The 18307-nt window shown below is 72.5% G+C and carries 17 protein-coding genes; 7 read left to right on the forward strand and 10 right to left on the reverse strand.

What is annotated here, in order from left to right; all coding sequences use genetic code 11:
- Positions 1-14 precede the first annotated feature (14 nt).
- The 4 genes from hutI to hutU are packed head-to-tail and all read right to left on the reverse strand — an operon-like array spanning position 15 to position 5528.
- Positions 15-1292, reverse strand: coding sequence for an imidazolonepropionase (gene hutI, locus ABTX60_RS12820; protein WP_352097093.1), 1278 nt, complete (start codon positions 1290-1292; stop codon positions 15-17).
- Positions 1289-2641, reverse strand: a complete 1353-nt coding sequence (locus ABTX60_RS12825) for a formimidoylglutamate deiminase (RefSeq protein WP_352097094.1) — start codon at positions 2639-2641, stop codon at positions 1289-1291. The genes hutI and ABTX60_RS12825 overlap by 4 nt, the downstream gene beginning before the upstream one ends.
- Positions 2632-3834 carry an allantoate amidohydrolase gene (locus tag ABTX60_RS12830; protein WP_352097318.1) on the reverse strand — a complete coding sequence of 401 codons (1203 nt, stop codon included), beginning with the start codon at positions 3832-3834 and terminating at the stop codon, positions 2632-2634. Before ABTX60_RS12830 ends, ABTX60_RS12825 begins: the two co-directional genes overlap by 10 nt.
- A gap of 29 nt (positions 3835-3863) precedes the next feature.
- On the reverse strand, positions 3864-5528 hold the full coding sequence (hutU, locus tag ABTX60_RS12835; RefSeq protein WP_352097095.1) for a urocanate hydratase: 1665 nt from the start codon (positions 5526-5528) through the stop codon (positions 3864-3866).
- A 135-nt stretch (positions 5529-5663) separates the two neighbouring features.
- Between hutU and ABTX60_RS12840 the strand changes: the two genes are divergently transcribed.
- Complete coding sequence (locus ABTX60_RS12840; RefSeq protein ID WP_352097096.1) at positions 5664-7037, forward strand: type III PLP-dependent enzyme domain-containing protein; 1374 nt, start codon at positions 5664-5666, stop codon at positions 7035-7037.
- Between the two features lie 223 nt (positions 7038-7260).
- On the opposite strand, the gene ABTX60_RS12845 is transcribed toward ABTX60_RS12840, so the two are convergent.
- Together ABTX60_RS12845 and ABTX60_RS12850 are read right to left on the reverse strand one after the other, a co-directional pair.
- Positions 7261-7845 (reverse strand): hypothetical protein, encoded by a 585-nt coding sequence (locus ABTX60_RS12845; protein WP_352097097.1) that lies wholly within the window; start codon positions 7843-7845, stop codon positions 7261-7263.
- Between the two features lie 90 nt (positions 7846-7935).
- Positions 7936-8778: a MurR/RpiR family transcriptional regulator gene (locus ABTX60_RS12850; protein ID WP_352097098.1), complete on the reverse strand. Its 843-nt coding sequence runs from the start codon at positions 8776-8778 to the stop codon at positions 7936-7938.
- A gap of 174 nt (positions 8779-8952) precedes the next feature.
- Between ABTX60_RS12850 and ABTX60_RS12855 the strand changes: the two genes are divergently transcribed.
- Positions 8953-9378 (forward strand): hypothetical protein, encoded by a 426-nt coding sequence (locus ABTX60_RS12855; protein WP_352097319.1) that lies wholly within the window; start codon positions 8953-8955, stop codon positions 9376-9378.
- Positions 9379-9398: 20 nt separating this feature from the next.
- Here the strand turns inward: ABTX60_RS12855 and ABTX60_RS12860 are convergent, their stop codons facing one another.
- Entirely contained in the window at positions 9399-10160 is a 762-nt protein-coding gene (locus ABTX60_RS12860; protein WP_352097099.1) for an SDR family oxidoreductase, read from the reverse strand.
- A gap of 145 nt (positions 10161-10305) precedes the next feature.
- Here ABTX60_RS12860 and ABTX60_RS12865 point away from each other — a divergent pair, with 145 nt between their 5' ends.
- On the forward strand, positions 10306-11172 hold the full coding sequence (locus ABTX60_RS12865) for a helix-turn-helix transcriptional regulator (RefSeq protein ID WP_352097100.1): 867 nt from the start codon (positions 10306-10308) through the stop codon (positions 11170-11172).
- 353 nt (positions 11173-11525) lie between these two features.
- On the opposite strand, the gene ABTX60_RS12870 is transcribed toward ABTX60_RS12865, so the two are convergent.
- Positions 11526-12914 carry a cystathionine beta-synthase gene (locus ABTX60_RS12870; RefSeq protein ID WP_352097101.1) on the reverse strand — a complete coding sequence of 463 codons (1389 nt, stop codon included), beginning with the start codon at positions 12912-12914 and terminating at the stop codon, positions 11526-11528.
- Between the two features lie 158 nt (positions 12915-13072).
- Between ABTX60_RS12870 and ABTX60_RS12875 the strand changes: the two genes are divergently transcribed.
- From ABTX60_RS12875 to ABTX60_RS12885, 3 genes are all read left to right on the forward strand, one after another.
- Entirely contained in the window at positions 13073-14098 is a 1026-nt protein-coding gene (locus ABTX60_RS12875) for an SGNH/GDSL hydrolase family protein (RefSeq protein ID WP_352097102.1), read from the forward strand.
- 151 nt (positions 14099-14249) lie between these two features.
- The gene (locus ABTX60_RS12880) at positions 14250-15470 is read left to right on the forward strand and encodes an acetyl-CoA C-acetyltransferase (protein ID WP_352097103.1); all 1221 of its coding nucleotides are present in this window, start codon (positions 14250-14252) and stop codon (positions 15468-15470) included.
- Between the two features lie 273 nt (positions 15471-15743).
- On the forward strand, positions 15744-16526 hold the full coding sequence (locus ABTX60_RS12885; protein WP_352097104.1) for a hypothetical protein: 783 nt from the start codon (positions 15744-15746) through the stop codon (positions 16524-16526).
- A 70-nt stretch (positions 16527-16596) separates the two neighbouring features.
- On the opposite strand, the gene ABTX60_RS12890 is transcribed toward ABTX60_RS12885, so the two are convergent.
- Positions 16597-16908 carry a hypothetical protein gene (locus ABTX60_RS12890; RefSeq protein WP_352097105.1) on the reverse strand — a complete coding sequence of 104 codons (312 nt, stop codon included), beginning with the start codon at positions 16906-16908 and terminating at the stop codon, positions 16597-16599.
- Between the two features lie 101 nt (positions 16909-17009).
- Between ABTX60_RS12890 and ABTX60_RS12895 the strand changes: the two genes are divergently transcribed.
- Positions 17010-17240, forward strand: coding sequence for a DUF4287 domain-containing protein (locus tag ABTX60_RS12895; protein WP_031102797.1), 231 nt, complete (start codon positions 17010-17012; stop codon positions 17238-17240).
- A 79-nt stretch (positions 17241-17319) separates the two neighbouring features.
- Here ABTX60_RS12895 and ABTX60_RS12900 read toward each other — a convergent pair whose 3' ends face one another.
- Positions 17320-18231: a Bax inhibitor-1/YccA family protein gene (locus ABTX60_RS12900; protein WP_352097106.1), complete on the reverse strand. Its 912-nt coding sequence runs from the start codon at positions 18229-18231 to the stop codon at positions 17320-17322.
- Positions 18232-18307: the final 76 nt, after the last annotated feature.

Below are 18307 nucleotides of genomic sequence, written 5' to 3' on the forward strand. Positions count from 1 at the left end.
CGATCGTGGGGTGATCACACCACGCGCTCTCCGCGCCGCCACACCCCGCTGACCAGTGGGACGCCGGGCCGGTACGCCAGGTGGACGTGGCTCGGGGCGTCGAGGAGCGTCAGGTCGGCGTACGCGCCCGGGGTGAGACGGCCGATGTCGTCGCGCCGCAGGGCCGCCGCCCCGCCCGCCGTGGCCGACCACAGGGCCTCGTCCGGGGTCATCCCCATGTCCCGTACCGCGAGCGCGACGCAGAACGGGACGGACGAGGTGAAGGACGAGCCGGGGTTGCAGTCCGTGGACAGCGCCACCGTGACACCCGCGTCCAGCAGTCGCCGCGCGTCCGGCCACGCGGCCCGCGTGGAGAACTCGGCGCCGGGCAGCAGGGTGGCGACCGTACGGCTGCCCGCCAGGGCGTCCACATCCGCGTCGGTGAGGTGGGTGCAGTGGTCGGCGCTGGCCGCGTCGAGCTCGACCGCGAGCTGCACGCCGGGGCCGTACGACAGCTGGTTGGCGTGGATGCGGGGGTGCAGGCCCCTGGCCTTGCCGGCGGTGAGGATCGCGCGGGCCTGGTCGCCGTCGAAGGCGCCCTCCTCGCAGAAGACGTCGATCCAGCGGGCGTGCGGGGCGCAGGCGTCCAGCATCGCGCCGGTGACCAGCGCTACGTAGCCGGCCGGGTCCTCCGCGAAGTCCGGCGGGACGATGTGGGCGCCCAGGTAGGTGACCTCGTCGGTGTGGGCGGCCGCGATGCGCAGGGCCCGGGCCTCGTCCTCGACGGTCAGGCCGTAACCGGACTTGGTCTCGAACGTGGTGGTGCCCTGGCGGAGGGCCTCGCGGAGGTAACGGGTGACGCCGGCCTCGAGTTCCTCGTCGCTCGCCGCCCGGGTGGCCGCGACGGTGGTGCGGATGCCGCCCGCGCTGTACGGCCGCCCGGACATCCGGGCGTTGAACTCCTGCGTCCGGTCGCCCGCGAAGACGAGGTGGGAGTGGGAGTCCACGAAGCCGGGGACGACCGCCCGGCCGCCGGCGTCGACCCGATTGTCAGTGGCGGGTGCTTTGCTTCGATCACCGGTCCACACGACGCGGTCGCCTTCGATGACGACGGCCGCGTCCCGGACCAGTCCGAGGGGGGAATTGTCACCGAGGGAGGGGTCGTTGGTGACCAGGCTGGCGATGTTCGTGATGAGCGTGCTTGCGGTGCTCGCGGACTGGGCGGGGCTGACGGTCGTCGCGTTGCTCATGGCGTCCTTGGTGGCCTGGTCGGCGGTGGGTTCGGATTCGCTGCCCGGATTCTTCGGCTTCATCCGCGCAGGGCTTCGACGGCGTCCGCGAGGGCCCGCGGCACATCCGGTACGAGGGAGTGGACCCCGTCCCGCACGACGTGCCGGCCTGCCACGACCGTATGCGACACGTCCGCTGCCGACGCGGCGAATACGGCCGTCTCGGCCCCGAGCCGCGGAAGCGGCCCTGCCGTCCTGACCGAGTCCAGCGCGACGGTGGTGAAGTCGGCGAGCGCGCCGGTCTCCAGGACGCCCGCCTCGTCCCAGCCGAGGGCCGCGTGGCCGTCGGGCGAGGCCGCCCGCAGCAGGGCCGCCGCCGTCCAGTGACCGCGGGTGCGGGTGCGCAGGCGCTCGTTCAGTTCCAGGGCCCGCGCCTCTTCGAGCAGGTCGATCACGGCGTGGCTGTCGGAGCCGAGACAGAGCGGTGAGCCCTCGTTCTGCAGGGCGACGGCCGGCCCGATGCCGTCCGCGAGGTCCCGCTCGGTGGTCGGGCACATGCAGGTGCCGGTGCCGCTGCCGCCGAGGAGGGAGATGTCCTCGGCGGTGAGGTGGGTGTTGTGGACGCCGGTGGTGCGCGGTCCGAGGACGCCGTGCAGGGCGAGGAGCTGGGTCGGGGTGCAGCCGTGGATGTCCAGGCACGCCTCGTTCTCGGCGGTCTGCTCGGACAGGTGCACATGGAGCGGGGCCTGCCGCTCCTCGGCCCACCGCGCGACGGTCTCCAACTGGTCGGCGGGCACGGCCCGTACGGAGTGGATCGCCGCGCCGATCCGTGCGTGATCCCGTTCCTTGAGAAGTGAAGAGCGTGCGGCCCAGGCCTCGGCGTCCCCGTCGGAGAAGCGGAGCTGGTGGGTGGTGGGGGGCTGCCCGAAGCCGGAGGAGAGGTAGGCGGTGTCGAGGAGGGTGATGCGGATCCCGGCTTCGGCGGCGGCCGCGATGAGGGCCTCGCCCATGGCGTTGGGATCGGCGTAGGGGGTGCCGCCGGGGGCGTGGTGGACGTAGTGGAACTCGCCGACCGCCGTGATGCCGGCCAGGGCCATCTCGGCGTACACCGCGCGGGCAAGGGCGTGGTAGCTGTCCGGGGTGAGCCGGGCGGCCGTGGCGTACATGACCTCGCGCCAGGTCCAGAAGGTGCCGGAGCCGACCTGGACGGCGCCGCGCAGGGCGCGATGGAAGGCGTGGCTGTGGGCGTTGGCCAGGCCGGGCAGGGTGAGCCCGCGCAGGACCTCGGCGCCGGGGGGCGGGGCGGCGGTGCCGGTGCGGACGGCGGCGATGCGGCCGTCCGCGACCTCCACGGTGACACCCGGCTCGACGTGAGCGCCGAGCCAGGCGTGCTCCAGCCAGTACGTCCGCGGCGCTGCTGTCGTCACCTGCACGCCAGTCCCTCCAGTACGTCGGCGAGTGCGAGTACCCCGGCCACGCAGTCGTCCTCGCTCGCGGACTCGGCCGGGGAGTGGGAGACGCCGGTGGGGTTGCGCACGAACAGCATGGCGGTCGGGATGCTCCCGGACAGGATCCCGGCGTCGTGTCCCGCGCCGGTGCCGAGGACGGGGACCGTGAGGTCGGTGTCCGTGCCCAGGATGCGGGCGAGTTCGTCGCGCAGGGCGTGGTCGAACTCGACGACGGGGGTGAAGGACTCCCGGACGATGTCGAGGTCGACGCCGTGCGCGTCCGCGTAGCTCCGGGCCGCCTTCTCGATGCCGCCGACGACGGTGTCGAGGCTCACCTGGTCCTCGGCGCGGGAGTCGAGCCAGCCGCGCACCAGGGAGGGGATGGCGTTGACGCCGTTGGGCTCGACGGCGATCTTGCCGAAGGTGGCGACGGCTCCGGCGAGTTCGGCCTCGCGGCGGGCGGCGAGGACGGTCTCGGCGTAGGAGAGCATGGGGTCGTGGCGGTCGGCGAGCCGGGTGGTGCCGGCGTGGTTGGCCTCGCCGCGGAAGTCGAACCGCCACCGGCCGTGCGGCCAGATGGCGCTGGCGATGCCGACCCGGTCGCCGGACAGGTCCAGGGCCCGGCCCTGCTCGACGTGCAGTTCGACGAAGGCGCCGATGCGGGCGAGCCGTTCGGGGTCCGGCCCGATGGCGTCCGGGTCGTATCCGGCCGCTTCCATGGCCCGTGGCAGCGTCACGCCGTCGCCGTCGGTGAGGCGGTGCGCCTGCTCGCGGGTGAGCTGCCCGGCGGTGAGCCGGGACCCGACGCAGGCGAGTCCGAACCGGGCGCCCTCCTCGTCACCGAAGTTCACGATGGCGAGGGGGCGGTCGAAGCGGGCGTCCCGGCCGCGCAGCTCGTCCAGCGCGGCGAAGGCGGACACGACTCCGAGGGGGCCGTCGAAGGCGCCGCCGTCCGGCACGGAGTCGAGGTGCGACCCGGTGACGACGGCGTCTCCCTCGGCGGGGTCCCCGAGCCAGGCCCACTGGTTGCCGTTCCGGTCGGCCTCGTAGCGCAGCCCGCGGGCGGTGGCCTGGTCCTCGAACCAGGCCCGGCAGTCGCCGTCGACGCCGCTCCAGGCGAACCGTCGGTAGCCGCCGGAGGCGGAGTGCCGCCCGATGGGGAGCAGCTCGCGCCACATGTGGTGGAAGGAGCCGCCGTCGCTCCGGGTCACGCCGAATCACCTTCGCGCATGGGGACGCGGACGCCCCGCTCCCCCGCCACCGACTCGGCGATGTCGTACCCGGCGTCGACGTGCCGGATGACGCCCATGCCGGGGTCGTTGGTGAGCACCCGGCGGATCTTCTCGCCCGCGAGTGCCGTGCCGTCGGCCACCGTCACCTGCCCGGCGTGGATGGACCGGCCCATTCCGACGCCGCCGCCGTGGTGGAGGGACACCCAGGACGCCCCGGAGGCGACGTTCACCATGGCGTTCAGCAGCGGCCAGTCGGCGATCGCGTCGGACCCGTCGAGCATGGCCTCGGTCTCGCGGTAGGGGGAGGCGACGGAGCCGCAGTCGAGGTGGTCGCGGCCGATGACGACCGGCGCGGCGAGCTCCCCGCTCGCGACCATGTCGTTGAACCGCTCGCCGGCCTTGTCCCGCTCGCCGTAGCCGAGCCAGCAGATGCGGGCGGGCAGGCCCTGGAAGTGGACGCGTTCGCCGGCCATCTTGATCCAGCGGGCGAGGGACTCGTTCTCCGGGAAGAGGTCGAGGATGGCCTTGTCGGTCTTGGCGATGTCGGAGGCCTCGCCGGACAGGGCGGCCCAGCGGAAGGGGCCCTTGCCCTCGCAGAACAGCGGGCGGATGTAGGCGGGGACGAAGCCGGGGAAGGCGAAGGCCCGGTCGTATCCGGCGAGCTGGGCCTCGCCGCGGATGGAGTTGCCGTAGTCGAAGACCTCGGCGCCGGCGTCCATGAAGCCGACCATGGCCTCGACGTGCCGGGCCATGGACTCGCGGGCCCGGGTGGTGAAGCCGGCCGGGTCCTTGGCGGCGGCGTCGGCCATGTCCTCGAAGGCGGTACCCAGCGGCAGGTAGGCCAGCGGGTCGTGGGCCGAGGTCTGGTCGGTCACGATGTCGATGGGCGCGCCCATGGCGAGGAGCTGCGGGACCAGCTCGGCCGCGTTGCCGAGGACGCCGATGGACAGGGGGCGGCGGGCGTCGCGGGCCTCGGTCGCCAGCTTCAGCGCGTGGTCGAGGCTGTCGGCCTTCACATCGAGGTACCGGTGCTCGATGCGCCGCTCGATGGCACGCGGGTCGCAGTCGACGCAGATCGCGACGCCGTCGTTCATGGTCACGGCGAGGGGCTGGGCGCCGCCCATGCCGCCGAGACCGGCGGTCAGGGTGATGGTGCCGGCGAGCGTCCCGCCGAACTTCTTCGCGGCGACGGCGGCGAAGGTCTCGTAGGTGCCCTGGAGGATGCCCTGGGTACCGATGTAGATCCAGGAACCGGCGGTCATCTGGCCGTACATGGTCAGGCCGAGCTGTTCGAGGCGGCGGAACTCCTCCCAGTTGGCCCAGTCGCCGACGAGGTTGGAGTTGGCGATGAGGACGCGCGGGGCCCACTCGTGGGTCTGCATGACGCCGACGGGGCGGCCGGACTGGACCAGCATGGTCTCGTCCTGCTTCAGGCTCCGCAGCGTGCGCACCATCGCGTCGAAGGAGCGCCAGTCGCGTGCGGCCTTGCCGGTGCCGCCGTAGACGACGAGCTTGTCGGGGTGCTCGGCGACCTCCGGGTCGAGGTTGTTCTGCAGCATCCGCAGGGCGGCTTCCTGCTGCCATCCCAGGGCGCTCGGTTCCGTGCCGTGCGGCGCTCGGACGGGGCGGGGTCCTGACATGGTCTGCCTCCTGGTGGGTGCGTGGTGCTCCCGGCGGTTTGTTGCTATGGATATTCACATCCTGGACTCCTGAATAGAGCTAGTCAATACGCCGGGGCGTCGGCGCGCCGGTGCCCTGGATGTTTGGCTGGATGCATGGGCACACACATCGAGGCGGAAGAGTCGGGCGACATCGGGGCCCGGCGGGCGGCGCGGCGGGAGGAGGCGGTGCGGGCCGCCGTGGAGCAAGGGCTGCTCGGTCCCGACAGCCCGATCGTCGGGCTGCTGGACGTCACCGGCATCCGGGAGTCGGCTGCGGAGCTGCGGGCGGCGTTCGAGGCGGTCCTGGCGCCGGGCACACCCGTGCTGCACGCCTTCGCGGTGAAGGCGACCCCGCTGGTGCCGGTGCTGCGGCTGCTGCGCGAGGAGGGCGTCGGCGCGGAGGTCGCGAGCCCGGGAGAGCTGGCCCTGGCGCGGGCTGCGGGCGTGCCGTCGCGGATGACGGTGCTCGACTCGCCCGCGAAGACGCCGGCCGAGCTGCGCGAGGCGCTGGACCTGGGCATCGCCGTCAACGCGGACAACCCGCAGGAGCTGGCCCGGATCGACGCCCTGATGCGGTCCTCGACCAGCCGCTCGCCGCTGGGGATCCGAGTGAATCCGCAGGTCGGCGGGGGCTCCATCGAGGCGCTGTCCACGGCGACGGCCACCTCGAAGTTCGGGGTGGCGCTGCGCGACGAAGGAGCCCGGGAGTGGGTCGTCCAGGCCTATCTGGACCGGCCGTGGCTGACCCGGCTGCACGCGCACACCGGCTCCCAGGGCATCCCGCTGGCCCTGATGGCACGGGGCGTGGCGGAGACGTACGCGCTGGCGGAGGAGATCAACCGGCGGGCCGGGCGGCGGCAGGTCGACACGCTCGACATCGGCGGCGGCCTGCCGGTGAACTTCGCGTCGGAGGAGACGGCCCCGGCCTACGCGCGGTACGCGCGGCTGCTGGCAGAGGAGGTACCGGGGCTGTTCGACGGGCGGTACGGGCTGGTCACCGAGTTCGGGCGGTCACTGCTGGCGAAGCACGGAACGGTGGTGGCACGGGTCGAGTACGCGAAGGCCTCCGGCGGGCGGGCGGTGGCCGTGACGCATGCCGGGGTGCAGGTGGCGGCGCGGACGGTGTACGCGCCGGGGAGCTGGCCGTTGCGGATCTCCGCGTACGACGCGAAGGGGCGGCCGAAGGAAGGGCCGGAGGTGGTGCAGGACGTCGCGGGACCGGCTTGCTTCGCGGGGGACCTGCTGGCGGAGGGGCGGTCCATGCCGTTGCTGGAACAGGGGGATTACGCGGCCGCGCTGGACACCGGGGCGTACTACTTCGCGCATCACTACGGGTACAACTCGCTGGTGCGGCCCGGGGTGTACGGGTTCGGTCCGGGCGGGCGGTTCGCTGTGGTGCGGCGGGCGCAAACCGTGGAGGAGGTCGTGGCCGAGTCAGGTGGGGCGCAGGTGGACGCGTTGACGCGAGGGCCGTGGGAGGTTCCGTAGGTTTCCGGCCTCGGGTGCGTCGTGGCTTGTCGCGCCCACGCGGCGGAGCCGCACATCGATACGGGCCCGCGCCCCTGAGTCGGCCAACCACTGCCCGATCACACCAGCGCAGGGGGTTCGCCCAGGGTGCCGGCCTCGGGTGCGTCATGGCTCGTCGCGCCCACGCGGCGGAGCCGCACATCGATACGGCCCCGCGCCCCTGGGTAGGTCGACCACTGCCCGATCAGACCAGCGCCGGCGATTTCCTTCGCGCGCCGCCCGGCGACGCGTCGCCCGCCGCGATGCCCGTGCTGCGGTACGCCCTCACGCGCTTGCCGGCCGGGTGGGCCGCTCCCCCGCGCAGCCAGTCCACGCGGACCCACAGCAGTGCCTCGTCGGACTGCTCGCGGCGGCCCAGCCAGGCCGCCTTCAGCCACAGGCCCGCGCCGCAGCCGGCCAGGAGCATGCCCCCGGCCGCCGGGGCGGCGAACGCGCTGCCCAGGGCGGCGAGGAAGGCGAGGAGGAGCCACCAGCGGTGTCCGCGGCGCCAGTTGCGTACCGTGACCGCGCGGTCCTGGAGCACGTCGTGTTTTCCGGCCCGGGACGCCGAGGCGGCCAGGGCCACGTAGCGCTTGCGGCGGCCGCAGGCCACGGCGGCCGCCGCCAGGACGAAGAGGGCCGCTCCGGTCAGGACGCCGATGCGGCGTCCGGTCAGGCCCGGTGCGAGCAGGCCGATGCCCGCCGCGACAACTCCGAGCCACCACAGCGGGGCCGCCCCCGCCCGTACCACGACGGCCACCCGGGCCAGCCCCTGTCCTCCGCGTGTCACGTCCAGCCTCCGTCCGGTCTCCGAAGTCTTTGGGGAGACGTACGGTAGCGACGCAACGTGAGACGAGTCTGAGAAGACGCCGCCGCGGCGTCAGTCGACGAACAGGCCCCGCGCCGCCGCCCTCGTGTCGAACTCCTCCAGGCGGGCCTGGGCCTGGGGCAGGTCGTCGCACATGGCCTCCAGCAGGACCCGGCCGAGCAGCATCGGCGCACAGGCCGTGTCGAAGGCGAGGCCGGTGCCGACGGCGGCGGGGAGCAGCAGGTCGGACACCTTGGCGACGGGTGCGAAGGCGGAGTCGGCGACCGTGACGACGGTCAGCCCGGCCTCCTTGGCGTAGGCGAGGGTGTCGACGACCTCGCGGGGGTGCCGGGGCAGCGCGAAACAGAGCAGCGCGCTCGCGCCGGCCCGCACGGCTGCGTCGATGCGGTCCTGGAGCATCGTGCCGCCCTCGCCGAGCAGCCGTACGTCGGGATGGACCTTGGCGGCGAAGTAGGCGAAGCCGTGTGCCTGGGCGGCGGCCGCCCGCAGCCCGAGGACGAGGAGGGGCTGGGAGGCCGCGAGGAGGCGCCCCGCGCGCTGCAGGGGTGCGGGGTCGGCCAGCGCCTCCGCGAGGTGCCGCAGGTTCTCGATCTCGGCCTCGACGGCCTGCTGGTACTCGTTGCGGGCCCCGGCCTCGTCGACGGGTTCGGCAGGGGTGACCTCGCGCAGATGACGCCGCAGGGCGGGGTACCCGTCGAAGCCCAGGGCGACGGCGAAGCGGGTCACGGACGGCTGGCTGACCCCGGCCAGCTCGGCCAACTCCACGCTCGACAGGAACGGCACGTCGGCGGCGCGCCGCACCATGCTGTGCGCGATGCGCCGCTGGGTCGGCGTCAGCCGGTGGCCCTCGAAGAGCGCCTGCAGCCGCGCGGCAGGGCTGTCGGTCACGCTCATGACGTGCTCCCCCTCGCCTATTCAGTAGCTGAGGATTCTGCATGAGCATATGCAGAGCGGCAAGCCGGACCGGGAGGGACCGGGGAGGTCCGACCGCGAGCCCCCGGCGGAACACGGGGGCTAACCCCAGTGCGGCCGGCGGTGGCGTTTTCTACCGTGGGCCGCATGACCGGAATGGACGCGCGGGACACCGACCTGAAGAGGGAACTCGACGCCACCCTGCACGCCCGCAGGGATCTGGGCGAGGAGTACGAGTCGGCGCTGGTCGACTCCTTCCTGGAGAAGGTCGACCAGCGGATCGACGGGGCGGTGGACCGCCGGGTGCGCCGGCAGCTCGCCGAGCAGCAGATGCAGACGGCCCGGGACTCCCGGTCGCCGAAGGCCACGGACTCCTGGGGCGAGCGGTTCGGCTTCGGGATCGTCTCCCTGGTCCTCGCGGTGCCGCTGTCCGCGATCGGCGGGGGCGTGGCCCAGCTGCCCGGCATGCTGGTCGCCTGGGCGGGCATCGTCGGCGTCAACGTCGTCCAGGCGGCCCGAGCCGACCCGAACCTCTTCGGCCGCCGCCCCAAGTCCTCCCGGGACAGTGGCTGGGAGGACTGAGCGTCCGTCCCCGGCCCGCTTCAGGCCTGCCGCGTCGGCAGCGCGACGATCTGCCGCAGATTGACCCGGCGGGGCCGGCTCGTCACGTAGGCCACCAGGTCGGCCAGCTCCTCCGCCGACAGCGCGCCCACCACGTCGAGCATGCCCTCGACCTGCCGGGACAGTTCCGCGTCGGAGATGTGGGTGCGCAGCTCGCTCTCGACGAATCCGGGCTCGATGTTGGTGACCCGGACGTCCCGTGGCCCGAACTCCCCGCGCAGGGCCTCCGACAGATAGGTGACGGCCGCCTTCGACGCGCCGTACACCGCGTAGTTCGGGAAGCTGACGTGCGCGGCGATGGACGAGATGTTCACGATGTCCGCCGTACGGCCGTCCGCGGCGGCGCTCACCAGGTCGCCGGTGAAGGCGCCGATCATCCGCAGCACCCCGGCGACGTTGGTGTCGAGCATCCGCTGCCACTCGTCGGTGCGCCGGGCGTCGACGGGGTGCGGCAGCATCACACCGGCGCAGTTCACGACCAGGTCGACGGTCCCGTACTCCGCGTGGACGCGGTCGGCGGCGTCCGCCACGGACGTCTCGTCGGTGACGTCGGCCGCGACGGCCAGGGCCTGCCCGCCGTCGGCCCGGATCTTCCCGGCGATCGCCGTGAGCCGTTCCACCCGCCGGGCCACCAGCGCCACCCGGGCACCCTGGGCGGCCAGCAGCACGGCGACGGCCTCGCCGATGCCGCTCGCGGCTCCGGTGACGACGGCGGTACGCCCGGCCAGGCTGTCGTACGACATGGGGTTCCTCCTCGGTGCCGGCCGGGGCGTCTCCCCGGCCTCGGACACCACCCTCGGCGGCTGCGCCCGCCTTACCCAGGGCTGCGCTTTTCCTGGGTCTGCCAGTACCAGGTTCGCCGGGCCCGGACGGCCTAGGCTCGGGCCCATGGACGGAGAACTGGGGGACTTCCTGCGCTCGCGCCGCGCCCGGATCCGGCCGGAGGAGGTGGGGCTGCCGTCGTACGGCCGCCGCCGCGTCCCGGGCCTGCGCCGCGAGGAGGTGGCACAGCTGGCCGGGGTGAGCGTCGACTACTACGTCCGCCTCGAGCAGGGCAGGGGGCCCGGGGACCCCTCCCGGACCCGGTCCGGGGGCGTGTCGGACGCGGTGCTGGACGCGATCGCGCGGGTGCTGCGGCTGGACGAGTCCGAGCACGCGTACCTGCGGGCGGTGGCCAGGCCCCGCCGGCAGGACGGGCACGCTGGTCCGGGCACACCGGCCGCTTCCCGGGTGCGCCCGGGTGTCCAGCTGCTCCTGGACGGCATGGACCGCAACCCTGCCTACGTCCTGGACCACCGTATGGAGGTGCTCGCCTGGAACGCCCTCGCCGACGCCGTGCTCGGCTTCAGCGGCCCGGGCGACGAGCTCAGCCTGCCGCGGCGTCTCTTCCTCGACCCCGCCTCGCGCGAGCTCTACCCGGACTGGGCCGACGTCACCGCCCAGACGGTCGCGCACCTGCGTCTGCAGGCGGGCCACCACCCCGGCGACCCGGCCGTGGGTGAGCTCGTCGCCGAACTGACCCGGGCCGACGAGCGGTTCCGCCACCTGTGGGCCGACCACCTGGTCAAGCCCTGCGACCACGGGGTCAAGCTCCTGCGGCACCCGGTCGCGGGCCTGCTGACCCTCCCCTACGAGACCCTCACGATCCCGTCGGCGCCGGACCAGACGATCGTGGCGTACTCGCCCGAACCGGGCTCGGAGACGGCGGAGCGCCTGGCGCTGCTGGGGAGCTGGGCGACGAGCCACACGGGCTGACAACGCACGGGTGGGATTCGAGGTGAGTTGCGCGGGGACCGCCGCACCCCCGTGAACGGGGGGCGGGACGACGGCGGTCCCCGCGAAGGACGCGGACCTGGTCAGGGCCGGGCTTGCGCGTCCATGGCGTCCGTGGAGGTCCGGGAGCCGCTCCGGAGGTCCGTTGACGCCGTTCGCCGCCGGCCCGGGCGGGGAGCCGCTCCCGCCCTTGCCGACACCCACCAATGTGCAGGACCCGTGTTAAGCGAGTGCTGCGCGAACGTGACACCCGCGTACCGGTTCCGCGAAGCGGGCGAAGATCACGGACGCCGCAAGTTCACCCGGTTCAACGGCGGTTCACCGGGTGTCGGCCGTCACTTTCCCGTGCGGGCGAGGAAGGACAGCAGGTCCTGCCGGCTGACCACACCGGTCGGCTTGCCCTCGACGAGGACGATCGCCGCGTCCGCCTTGCCCAGCACGGCCATCAGGTCCGCGACCGGCTCGCCGGAGCCGACCTGGGGCAGCGGGCCGGACATGTGCTTCTCCAGCGGGTCCTCCAGCGAGGCGCTCTTGCTGAACAGCGCGTCCAGCAGCTCGCGTTCCACGACCGAGCCGACGACCTCGGCCGCCATCACGTCGGGGTGGCCGGCGCCCGGCTTGACGACCGGCATCTGCGAGACGCCGTACTCGCGCAGCACCTCGATGGCCTGACCGACCGTCTCCTCCGGGTGCATGTGGACGAGGGAGGGCATGCGGTCGCCCTCCTTGTCGTTCAGGACGTCGCCGACCCGGGCGCTCGGGCCCGTGTCCTCCAGGAAGCCGTAGTCGGCCATCCACTCGTCGTTGAAGATCTTGCTGAGGTAGCCGCGGCCGCTGTCCGGCAGCAGGACCACGACGACGTCGTCCGGGCCGAGCCGCTCGGCGACCTCCAGCGCGGCGACGACCGCCATGCCGCAGGAGCCGCCCACCAGGAGCCCCTCCTCCTTGGCCAGGCGGCGGGTCATCTGGAAGGAGTCCTTGTCGGAGACGGCGACGATCTCGTCCGCGACGGTCCGGTCGTAGGCGGTCGGCCAGAAGTCCTCGCCGACGCCCTCGACGAGGTAGGGCCGGCCGGAGCCGCCGGAGTAGACGGAGCCCTCGGGGTCCGCGCCGACGACCTTCACGGAGCCGTCGCTGATCTCCTTGAGGTAGCGGCCGGTCCCGGAGATGGTGCCGCCGGTGCCCACGCCCGTCACGAAGTGGGTGATCTTCCCCTCCGTCTGCTCCCACAGCTCGGGGCCGGTCGAGTGGTAGTGGGAGAGCGGGTTGTTGGGGTTGGAGTACTGGTCCGGCTTCCAGGCCCCGGGCGTCTCACGGACCAGCCGGTCCGAGACGTTGTAGTACGAGTCCGGGTGCTCGGGGTCGACGGCCGTCGGGCAGACGACGACCTCGGCACCGTAGGCGCGCAGCACGTTGATCTTGTCGGTGCTCACCTTGTCGGGGCACACGAAGATGCACTTGTAGCCCTTCTGCTGGGCGACGATGGCGAGTCCGACGCCGGTGTTGCCGCTGGTCGGCTCGACGATCGTGCCGCCGGGCTTGAGCGCGCCGCTCTCCTCCGCCGCCTCGATCATGCGCAGGGCGATGCGGTCCTTCACCGAACCGCCGGGGTTGAAGTACTCCACCTTGGCCAGGACGGTCGCCCTGATGCCCTTGGTCACGCTGTTGAGCTTCACCAGCGGGGTGTTGCCGACGAGGCTGATCATCGAGTCGTGGAATCGCACCGTTGTCTCCGGATGCCGCAAAGAAGTGGTCCTGATGGTGCCGCCAGCCTATGACCTCGCCGTGGTCCGTGACGGTCGTTCACTCCCCGTCGCGATTGGGCGACGGCCTGTACGGGGCAAGCACTGGGTGTACGGGTTCGAGGAGGTGGCAGCGACGCATGACGAGCATGTCGAGGGCGAGGGCCGCTCGGCGGATCGCCGCCGGCGCGGCGTACGGCGGCGGCGGGGTCGGTCTGGCCGGGGCGGCGGCGGTCGGGCTGGTGCTGGCCGAGGTGCACCTGGCGCGGCGCCGGGTGGGCAACGGCACGTCTCCTCATGTGCCGCACGCGGACGGGCTGTACGGCCGTACGTACGCCGGTCCGGGCGAGGCACCGCTGAGGCTGACGATGCTGGGTGACTCCACGGCCGCGGGCCAGGGGGTGCACCGGGGCGGGCAGACACCGGGGGCGCTGCTGGCGTCGGGGCTGGCCGCGCTGGCGGAGCGCCCGGTTGAGCTGCGCACGGTGGCGACCCCGGGGGCGTGCTCGGACGACCTGGACCGCCAGGTGTCCCTGGTGCTGGCCGATCCCGCTCCGGTGCCCGACATCTGCGTGATCATGGTCGGGGCCAACGACGTCACGCACCGCATGCCGGCGACCCGCTCGGTGCGCTGTCTGGCCTCGGCGGTGCGGCGGCTGCGCACGGCGGGTGCGGAGGTCGTGGTCGGCACCTGCCCGGACCTCGGCACGATCGAGCCGGTCCGGCAGCCTCTGCGCTGGCTGGCCCGGCGGGCCTCGCGGCAGCTGGCGGCAGCCCAGACGATCGGAGCCGTCGAACAGGGCGGCCGCACCGTGTCGCTGGGCGACCTGCTGGGCCCCGAGTTCGCCGAGAACCCGCGTGAGCTGTTCGGTCCTGACAGCTACCACCCCTCGGCCGAGGGCTACGCGACGGCGGCGATGGCGGTGCTGCCGACCGTCTGCGCGTCGCTCGGCCTGTGGCCCGCCGAGGAGGAGCGCCCGGACGCCTCCCGCCGCGAGGGCTTCCTGCCGGTGGCACGGGCGGCGGCCGAGGCCGCCTCCGAGGCGGGCACGGAGGTCGCGGCGGCGATGCCGAGCGGGCCGCGCGGCCCGTGGGCCCTGCTGAAGCGCCGGCGGCGAAGGCGGGTACCCGAGCAGGAGCCGGCCCCCGCGACGCCTTCGAGCTGAGGAGCACCGCTTCGAGCTGAGGAGCACCGCAAAGCAAGCGCTTGGAAACTGCGGCCAGGGTCACACCGTGACACCCGTGACCCAGGCCGATACGTACGGGTAACTTCCCACACAGCCCTGCCAGACCACCCGGTACGTCAATGGAGCCGTGATGCCCGAAGCCGTGATCGTCTCAGCCACCCGCTCCCCCATCGGCCGCGCCTTCAAGGGCTCCCTGAAGGACGTGCGACCGGACGACCTGACCGCCACGATCATCCAGGCCGCACTGGCCAAGGTCCCCGAGCTCGACCCGAGGGACATCGACGACCTGATGCTCGGCTGCGGCCTGCCCGGCGGCGAGCAGGGCCACAACCTCGGCCGCGTCGTCGCCGTGCAGATGGGCATGGACCACCTGCCGGGCTGCACCGTCACCCGGTACTGCTCCTCCTCCCTGCAGACCTCGCGGATGGCCCTGCACGCCATCAAGGCCGGTGAGGGCGACGTCTTCATCTCGGCCGGCGTCGAGACGGTCTCCCGTTACGCCAAGGGCAACTCCGACAGCCTTCCGGACACGCACAACCCGCTGTTCGCCGACGCCGAGGCCCGCACCGCCGCGGTCGCCGAGTCCGAGGGCTCGACCTGGCACGACCCGCGCGAGGACGGCCTGCTGCCCGACCCGTACATCGCGATGGGCCAGACCGCCGAGAACCTGGCCCGCACCAAGGGCGTCACCCGCCAGGACATGGACGAGTTCGGCGTCCGCTCGCAGAACCTCGCCGAGGAAGCCATCAAGAACGGCTTCTGGGAGCGCGAGATCACCCCGGTCACCCTCCCCGACGGCACGGTCGTCTCCAAGGACGACGGCCCCCGCGCCGGCGTCACCCTGGAGGGCGTGCAGGGCCTCAAGCCGGTCTTCCGTCCCGACGGCATGGTCACGGCCGCCAACTGCTGTCCGCTGAACGACGGTGCCGCGGCCCTCGTGATCATGTCCGACACCAAGGCCCGCGAGCTCGGCCTCACCCCGCTCGCCCGCATCGTCTCGACCGGCGTCTCCGGCCTCTCGCCCGAGATCATGGGCCTCGGCCCCGTGGAGGCCAGCAACCAGGCGCTGCGCCGCGCCGGGCTGGGCATCGGCGACATCGACCTTGTCGAGATCAACGAGGCGTTCGCCGCCCAGGTGATCCCCTCCTACCGCGACCTGGGCATCCCGCTGGAGAAGCTGAACGTCAACGGCGGCGCGATCGCCGTCGGCCACCCCTTCGGCATGACCGGCGCCCGCATCACGACCACGCTGATCAACTCTCTCCAGTTCCACGACAAGCAGTTCGGTCTGGAGACGATGTGCGTCGGCGGCGGCCAGGGCATGGCCATGGTCATCGAGCGCCTCAGCTGAGCGGCAGGCCGTAGCCGCCATAGCACCCGCTGTGAGCCTTGAGCCCAGAACCCTGGAAACACCAGGGTTCTGGGCTGTTTTGTGATCCAATCTCCCCCAGGATGTGACCTATCTCCCTCCGCCAGGGGAGAAGCGCAGGTCACAGCAGCCCCACCCCCTCCCCCGGCACCGAAGCCCTGTCCGTTTCGTGATGTTACGCACTGACAGCTGGTTAGTCCGCCCTTCAAGCTGATGTAGGAAGTCGGGGGTCGACTTTGAACCGGGAGTACGTCAGTGAGCGCCATGCCGATCGCGTTGCTGGTCACCACGGCCGCCACGGGCGCCGTGGGCGTCGCCGTCCTGCGCACCGTCCTGCAGCTGCGCCGACAGGTCGCGGCCCTGCACACCGCGCTGGCCGAGAGCCGCGCAGCCACCACCCGTGCGCTGCTGCCCGCCGCCCGTACCGCTGCCGACACCGATGAGATACGTGCCGCCGTGGCGGCGGCACTCGCCGAGGAGCGCGAGCGGGAGCTCGCCGAGGCGCGGGCGTTCTGGGCCGCCCAGGAGGCCCGCGACGCCTCCGACGCACCCCCGATGCTGGGCCTGCCCGAGCACGACCTGTTCCTGCCCCGCCAGGCCGATTTCGCAGGCCTTGAGCCGGTGTCCGAGCCGGGCGCGGACGCCGAGGAGCCGGTCGCCGACTCCCCTGAGCTGGCCGCGGCCCGCCGTCGCCACCCCTCCCACCCGGACTTCGTACCGGCCCAGTCGCCGGTCGTGAACGACCACGAGCGCACCGTCGCCACCCTGGAGGAGCTGGCCTCCTCCCGCGTCGAGCTGACGGACGTGCGCCCCGGCCCGCTGGGCACGCTGGACGTGTACGTCTTCGCCGACGGCACGACCCTGTGCATGACCCCGGGCCACCGGGAGACCGCGGAGCACCTCGCCGCGGCCCTCCGCGCGGGCGCCACCCCGGTCCTCCTGGGCGGCTCCGGCATCTCGGGCGCCTACACGCTGACGTTCGAGTGCGGCGAGGAGAACGTCTACATCCTGGCGGACAGGGTCATCGCGTCCCTGTAGGGAAGCGCCCCCGAAGGGGCGCGGGGAACTGCGCGAGCAACCACACGAAACCCGCACCCGCAAACGTCGCTCAGACCCCCGCCCGCTTCTGCGCCTCCTCCACCAACGTCAACGCTTCATCGACGTCGGCATCGCTGCGAAGCACAACGGCCAGATCATGTCCGGCAACGGTGATCTGATCCGCCGCCGCGAACATCCCCGCATCCGGCATCTCCCGAGGCGCCACGCCCGGTTCCTCCAGCTCCTGCGCCCACCGAGCGAGCTGCCGGGCCAGCGCCAGCGCTTCCGCGGCAGCGCCGCGCTGCAACCGGCTCTGGGGCGCGGCCCTCAATCGATCGGCGAAGTGCTCCACCGCACGGGTCAGAGGCGTCGTATCAACCACGCCGTGAGCGTACGCGCCGCACCGGGACTGTTGCCAACGGGCGAACACTCAGGCACGGTGACCTGAAGGACCGGCTTACATCCCAGCGTCCGGAGGCGCCGATGTCCCAAGTCTTCTCCGAAGAGACCCACCGCAACATGCTCGCCCGCATCCCCCACTGCACCGGTCGTGAGATCTCCGACTGGCTGCGCACCGTCGAAGATGGCCCGGCGCTCTTCCGCTTCGAGGAAAAGGTCAGCTGGCTCCGGCACGAACACAACCTCGCGTACGGCCACGCCAAGGCGATCATCCACGAGTACGACCTGAGGAGGGCCGCGCGCAAACTGCTCTAGGCGCGCCCACCACACCGTCCTCCCGACGACGAAGGGCCCCGGCCGAAGCCGGGGCCCTTCGCGCGACGATCGTCGAGGATCAGTCGCTGCTGTTGAGGATCGAGAGGATCCTCAGGAACTCCATGTAGATCCACACCAGCGTCAGCGTGAGGCCGAAGGCCGCGAGCCAGGCCTCCTCGCGCGGGGCGCCGTAGGCGATGCCGTCCTCGACCTGCTTGAAGTCCAGGGCGAGGAAGCAGGCGCCGAGGATGATGCCGATGACGCCGAAGACGACGCCGAGCGCACCGCTGCGGAAGCCCAGGCCGTCACCGCCGCCGAACACCGCGAACAGCAGGTTCACGGTCATCAGCAGGATGAAGCCGAGCGCGGCCGCCATCACGAAGCCGTAGAAGCGGCGGTTGACGCGGATCCAGCCGGCCTTGTACGCGATCAGCACACCGGCGAAGACCGCCATGGTGCCGATCACGGCCTGCATGGCCGCACCGTCGGCGATGCGGTTGTCGACGATGTTGGACACGACGCCGAGGAAGACACCCTCGAACGCGGCGTACGTCAGGATCAGCGCGGGCGAGGCCTTGCGCTTGAAGGACTGCACGAACGCCAGGACCATGCCGATCAGCGCGGCGCCGATACCGATGCCGTAGCTACGGCTGATGTTGGCGTCGTCGATCGGCAGCAGGGCCCAGGAGAGCGCCGCGGTGAGGATGAGCACGCCGAGCGTGCTCGCCGTGCGCAGGACGACGTCGTCGATGGTCATCCGGCCGGTGGTGGCCGGAGCCTGCGGCGGCGCGCCGTACTGCGAGTCCTGCTGCTGGGCGTAAGGGTTCTGCGCGTACGGGTTCTGCGCGTACGGGTTGCCCGTCGGCTGGGCGTACGGGTTCCCCTGGGTGGCGACAGCGGGACCCCCGGCCTGCGGCGCGGTGTTGAAGCCCGCGTAGCCGTTGTCGCGGCTGAACCCCCGTCGCGAGAAGACCGGGTTTCTGCTCCTCATTTCACTCCTCCATGGCCACCAGGCGTGGCCTTGGCTCAAGAGTAATAGGTAGGCAAAGGAATGACCCTACTGCTTG

The sequence above is a fragment of the Streptomyces sp. NPDC126510 genome (assembly GCF_040302345.1).
GTDB lineage: Bacteria > Actinomycetota > Actinomycetes > Streptomycetales > Streptomycetaceae > Streptomyces.

What these genes read in the sequence shown, in the direction of transcription:
- hutI (WP_352097093.1), bottom strand. Translation starts at nt 1,292, where the DNA reads ATGAAGCCGAAGAATCCGGGCAGCGAATCCGAACCCACCGCCGACCAG.
- ABTX60_RS12830 (WP_352097318.1), bottom strand. Translation starts at nt 3,834, where the DNA reads ATGTGGCGCGAGCTGCTCCCCATCGGGCGGCACTCCGCCTCCGGCGGC.
- hutU (WP_352097095.1), bottom strand. Translation starts at nt 5,528, where the DNA reads ATGTCAGGACCCCGCCCCGTCCGAGCGCCGCACGGCACGGAACCGAGC.
- ABTX60_RS12840 (WP_352097096.1), top strand. Translation starts at nt 5,664, where the DNA reads ATGGGCACACACATCGAGGCGGAAGAGTCGGGCGACATCGGGGCCCGG.
- ABTX60_RS12850 (WP_352097098.1), bottom strand. Translation starts at nt 8,778, where the DNA reads ATGAGCGTGACCGACAGCCCTGCCGCGCGGCTGCAGGCGCTCTTCGAG.
- ABTX60_RS12855 (WP_352097319.1), top strand. Translation starts at nt 8,953, where the DNA reads ATGGACGCGCGGGACACCGACCTGAAGAGGGAACTCGACGCCACCCTG.
- ABTX60_RS12860 (WP_352097099.1), bottom strand. Translation starts at nt 10,160, where the DNA reads ATGTCGTACGACAGCCTGGCCGGGCGTACCGCCGTCGTCACCGGAGCC.
- ABTX60_RS12865 (WP_352097100.1), top strand. Translation starts at nt 10,306, where the DNA reads ATGGACGGAGAACTGGGGGACTTCCTGCGCTCGCGCCGCGCCCGGATC.
- ABTX60_RS12875 (WP_352097102.1), top strand. Translation starts at nt 13,073, where the DNA reads ATGACGAGCATGTCGAGGGCGAGGGCCGCTCGGCGGATCGCCGCCGGC.
- ABTX60_RS12880 (WP_352097103.1), top strand. Translation starts at nt 14,250, where the DNA reads ATGCCCGAAGCCGTGATCGTCTCAGCCACCCGCTCCCCCATCGGCCGC.
- ABTX60_RS12895 (WP_031102797.1), top strand. Translation starts at nt 17,010, where the DNA reads ATGTCCCAAGTCTTCTCCGAAGAGACCCACCGCAACATGCTCGCCCGC.
- ABTX60_RS12900 (WP_352097106.1), bottom strand. Translation starts at nt 18,231, where the DNA reads ATGAGGAGCAGAAACCCGGTCTTCTCGCGACGGGGGTTCAGCCGCGAC.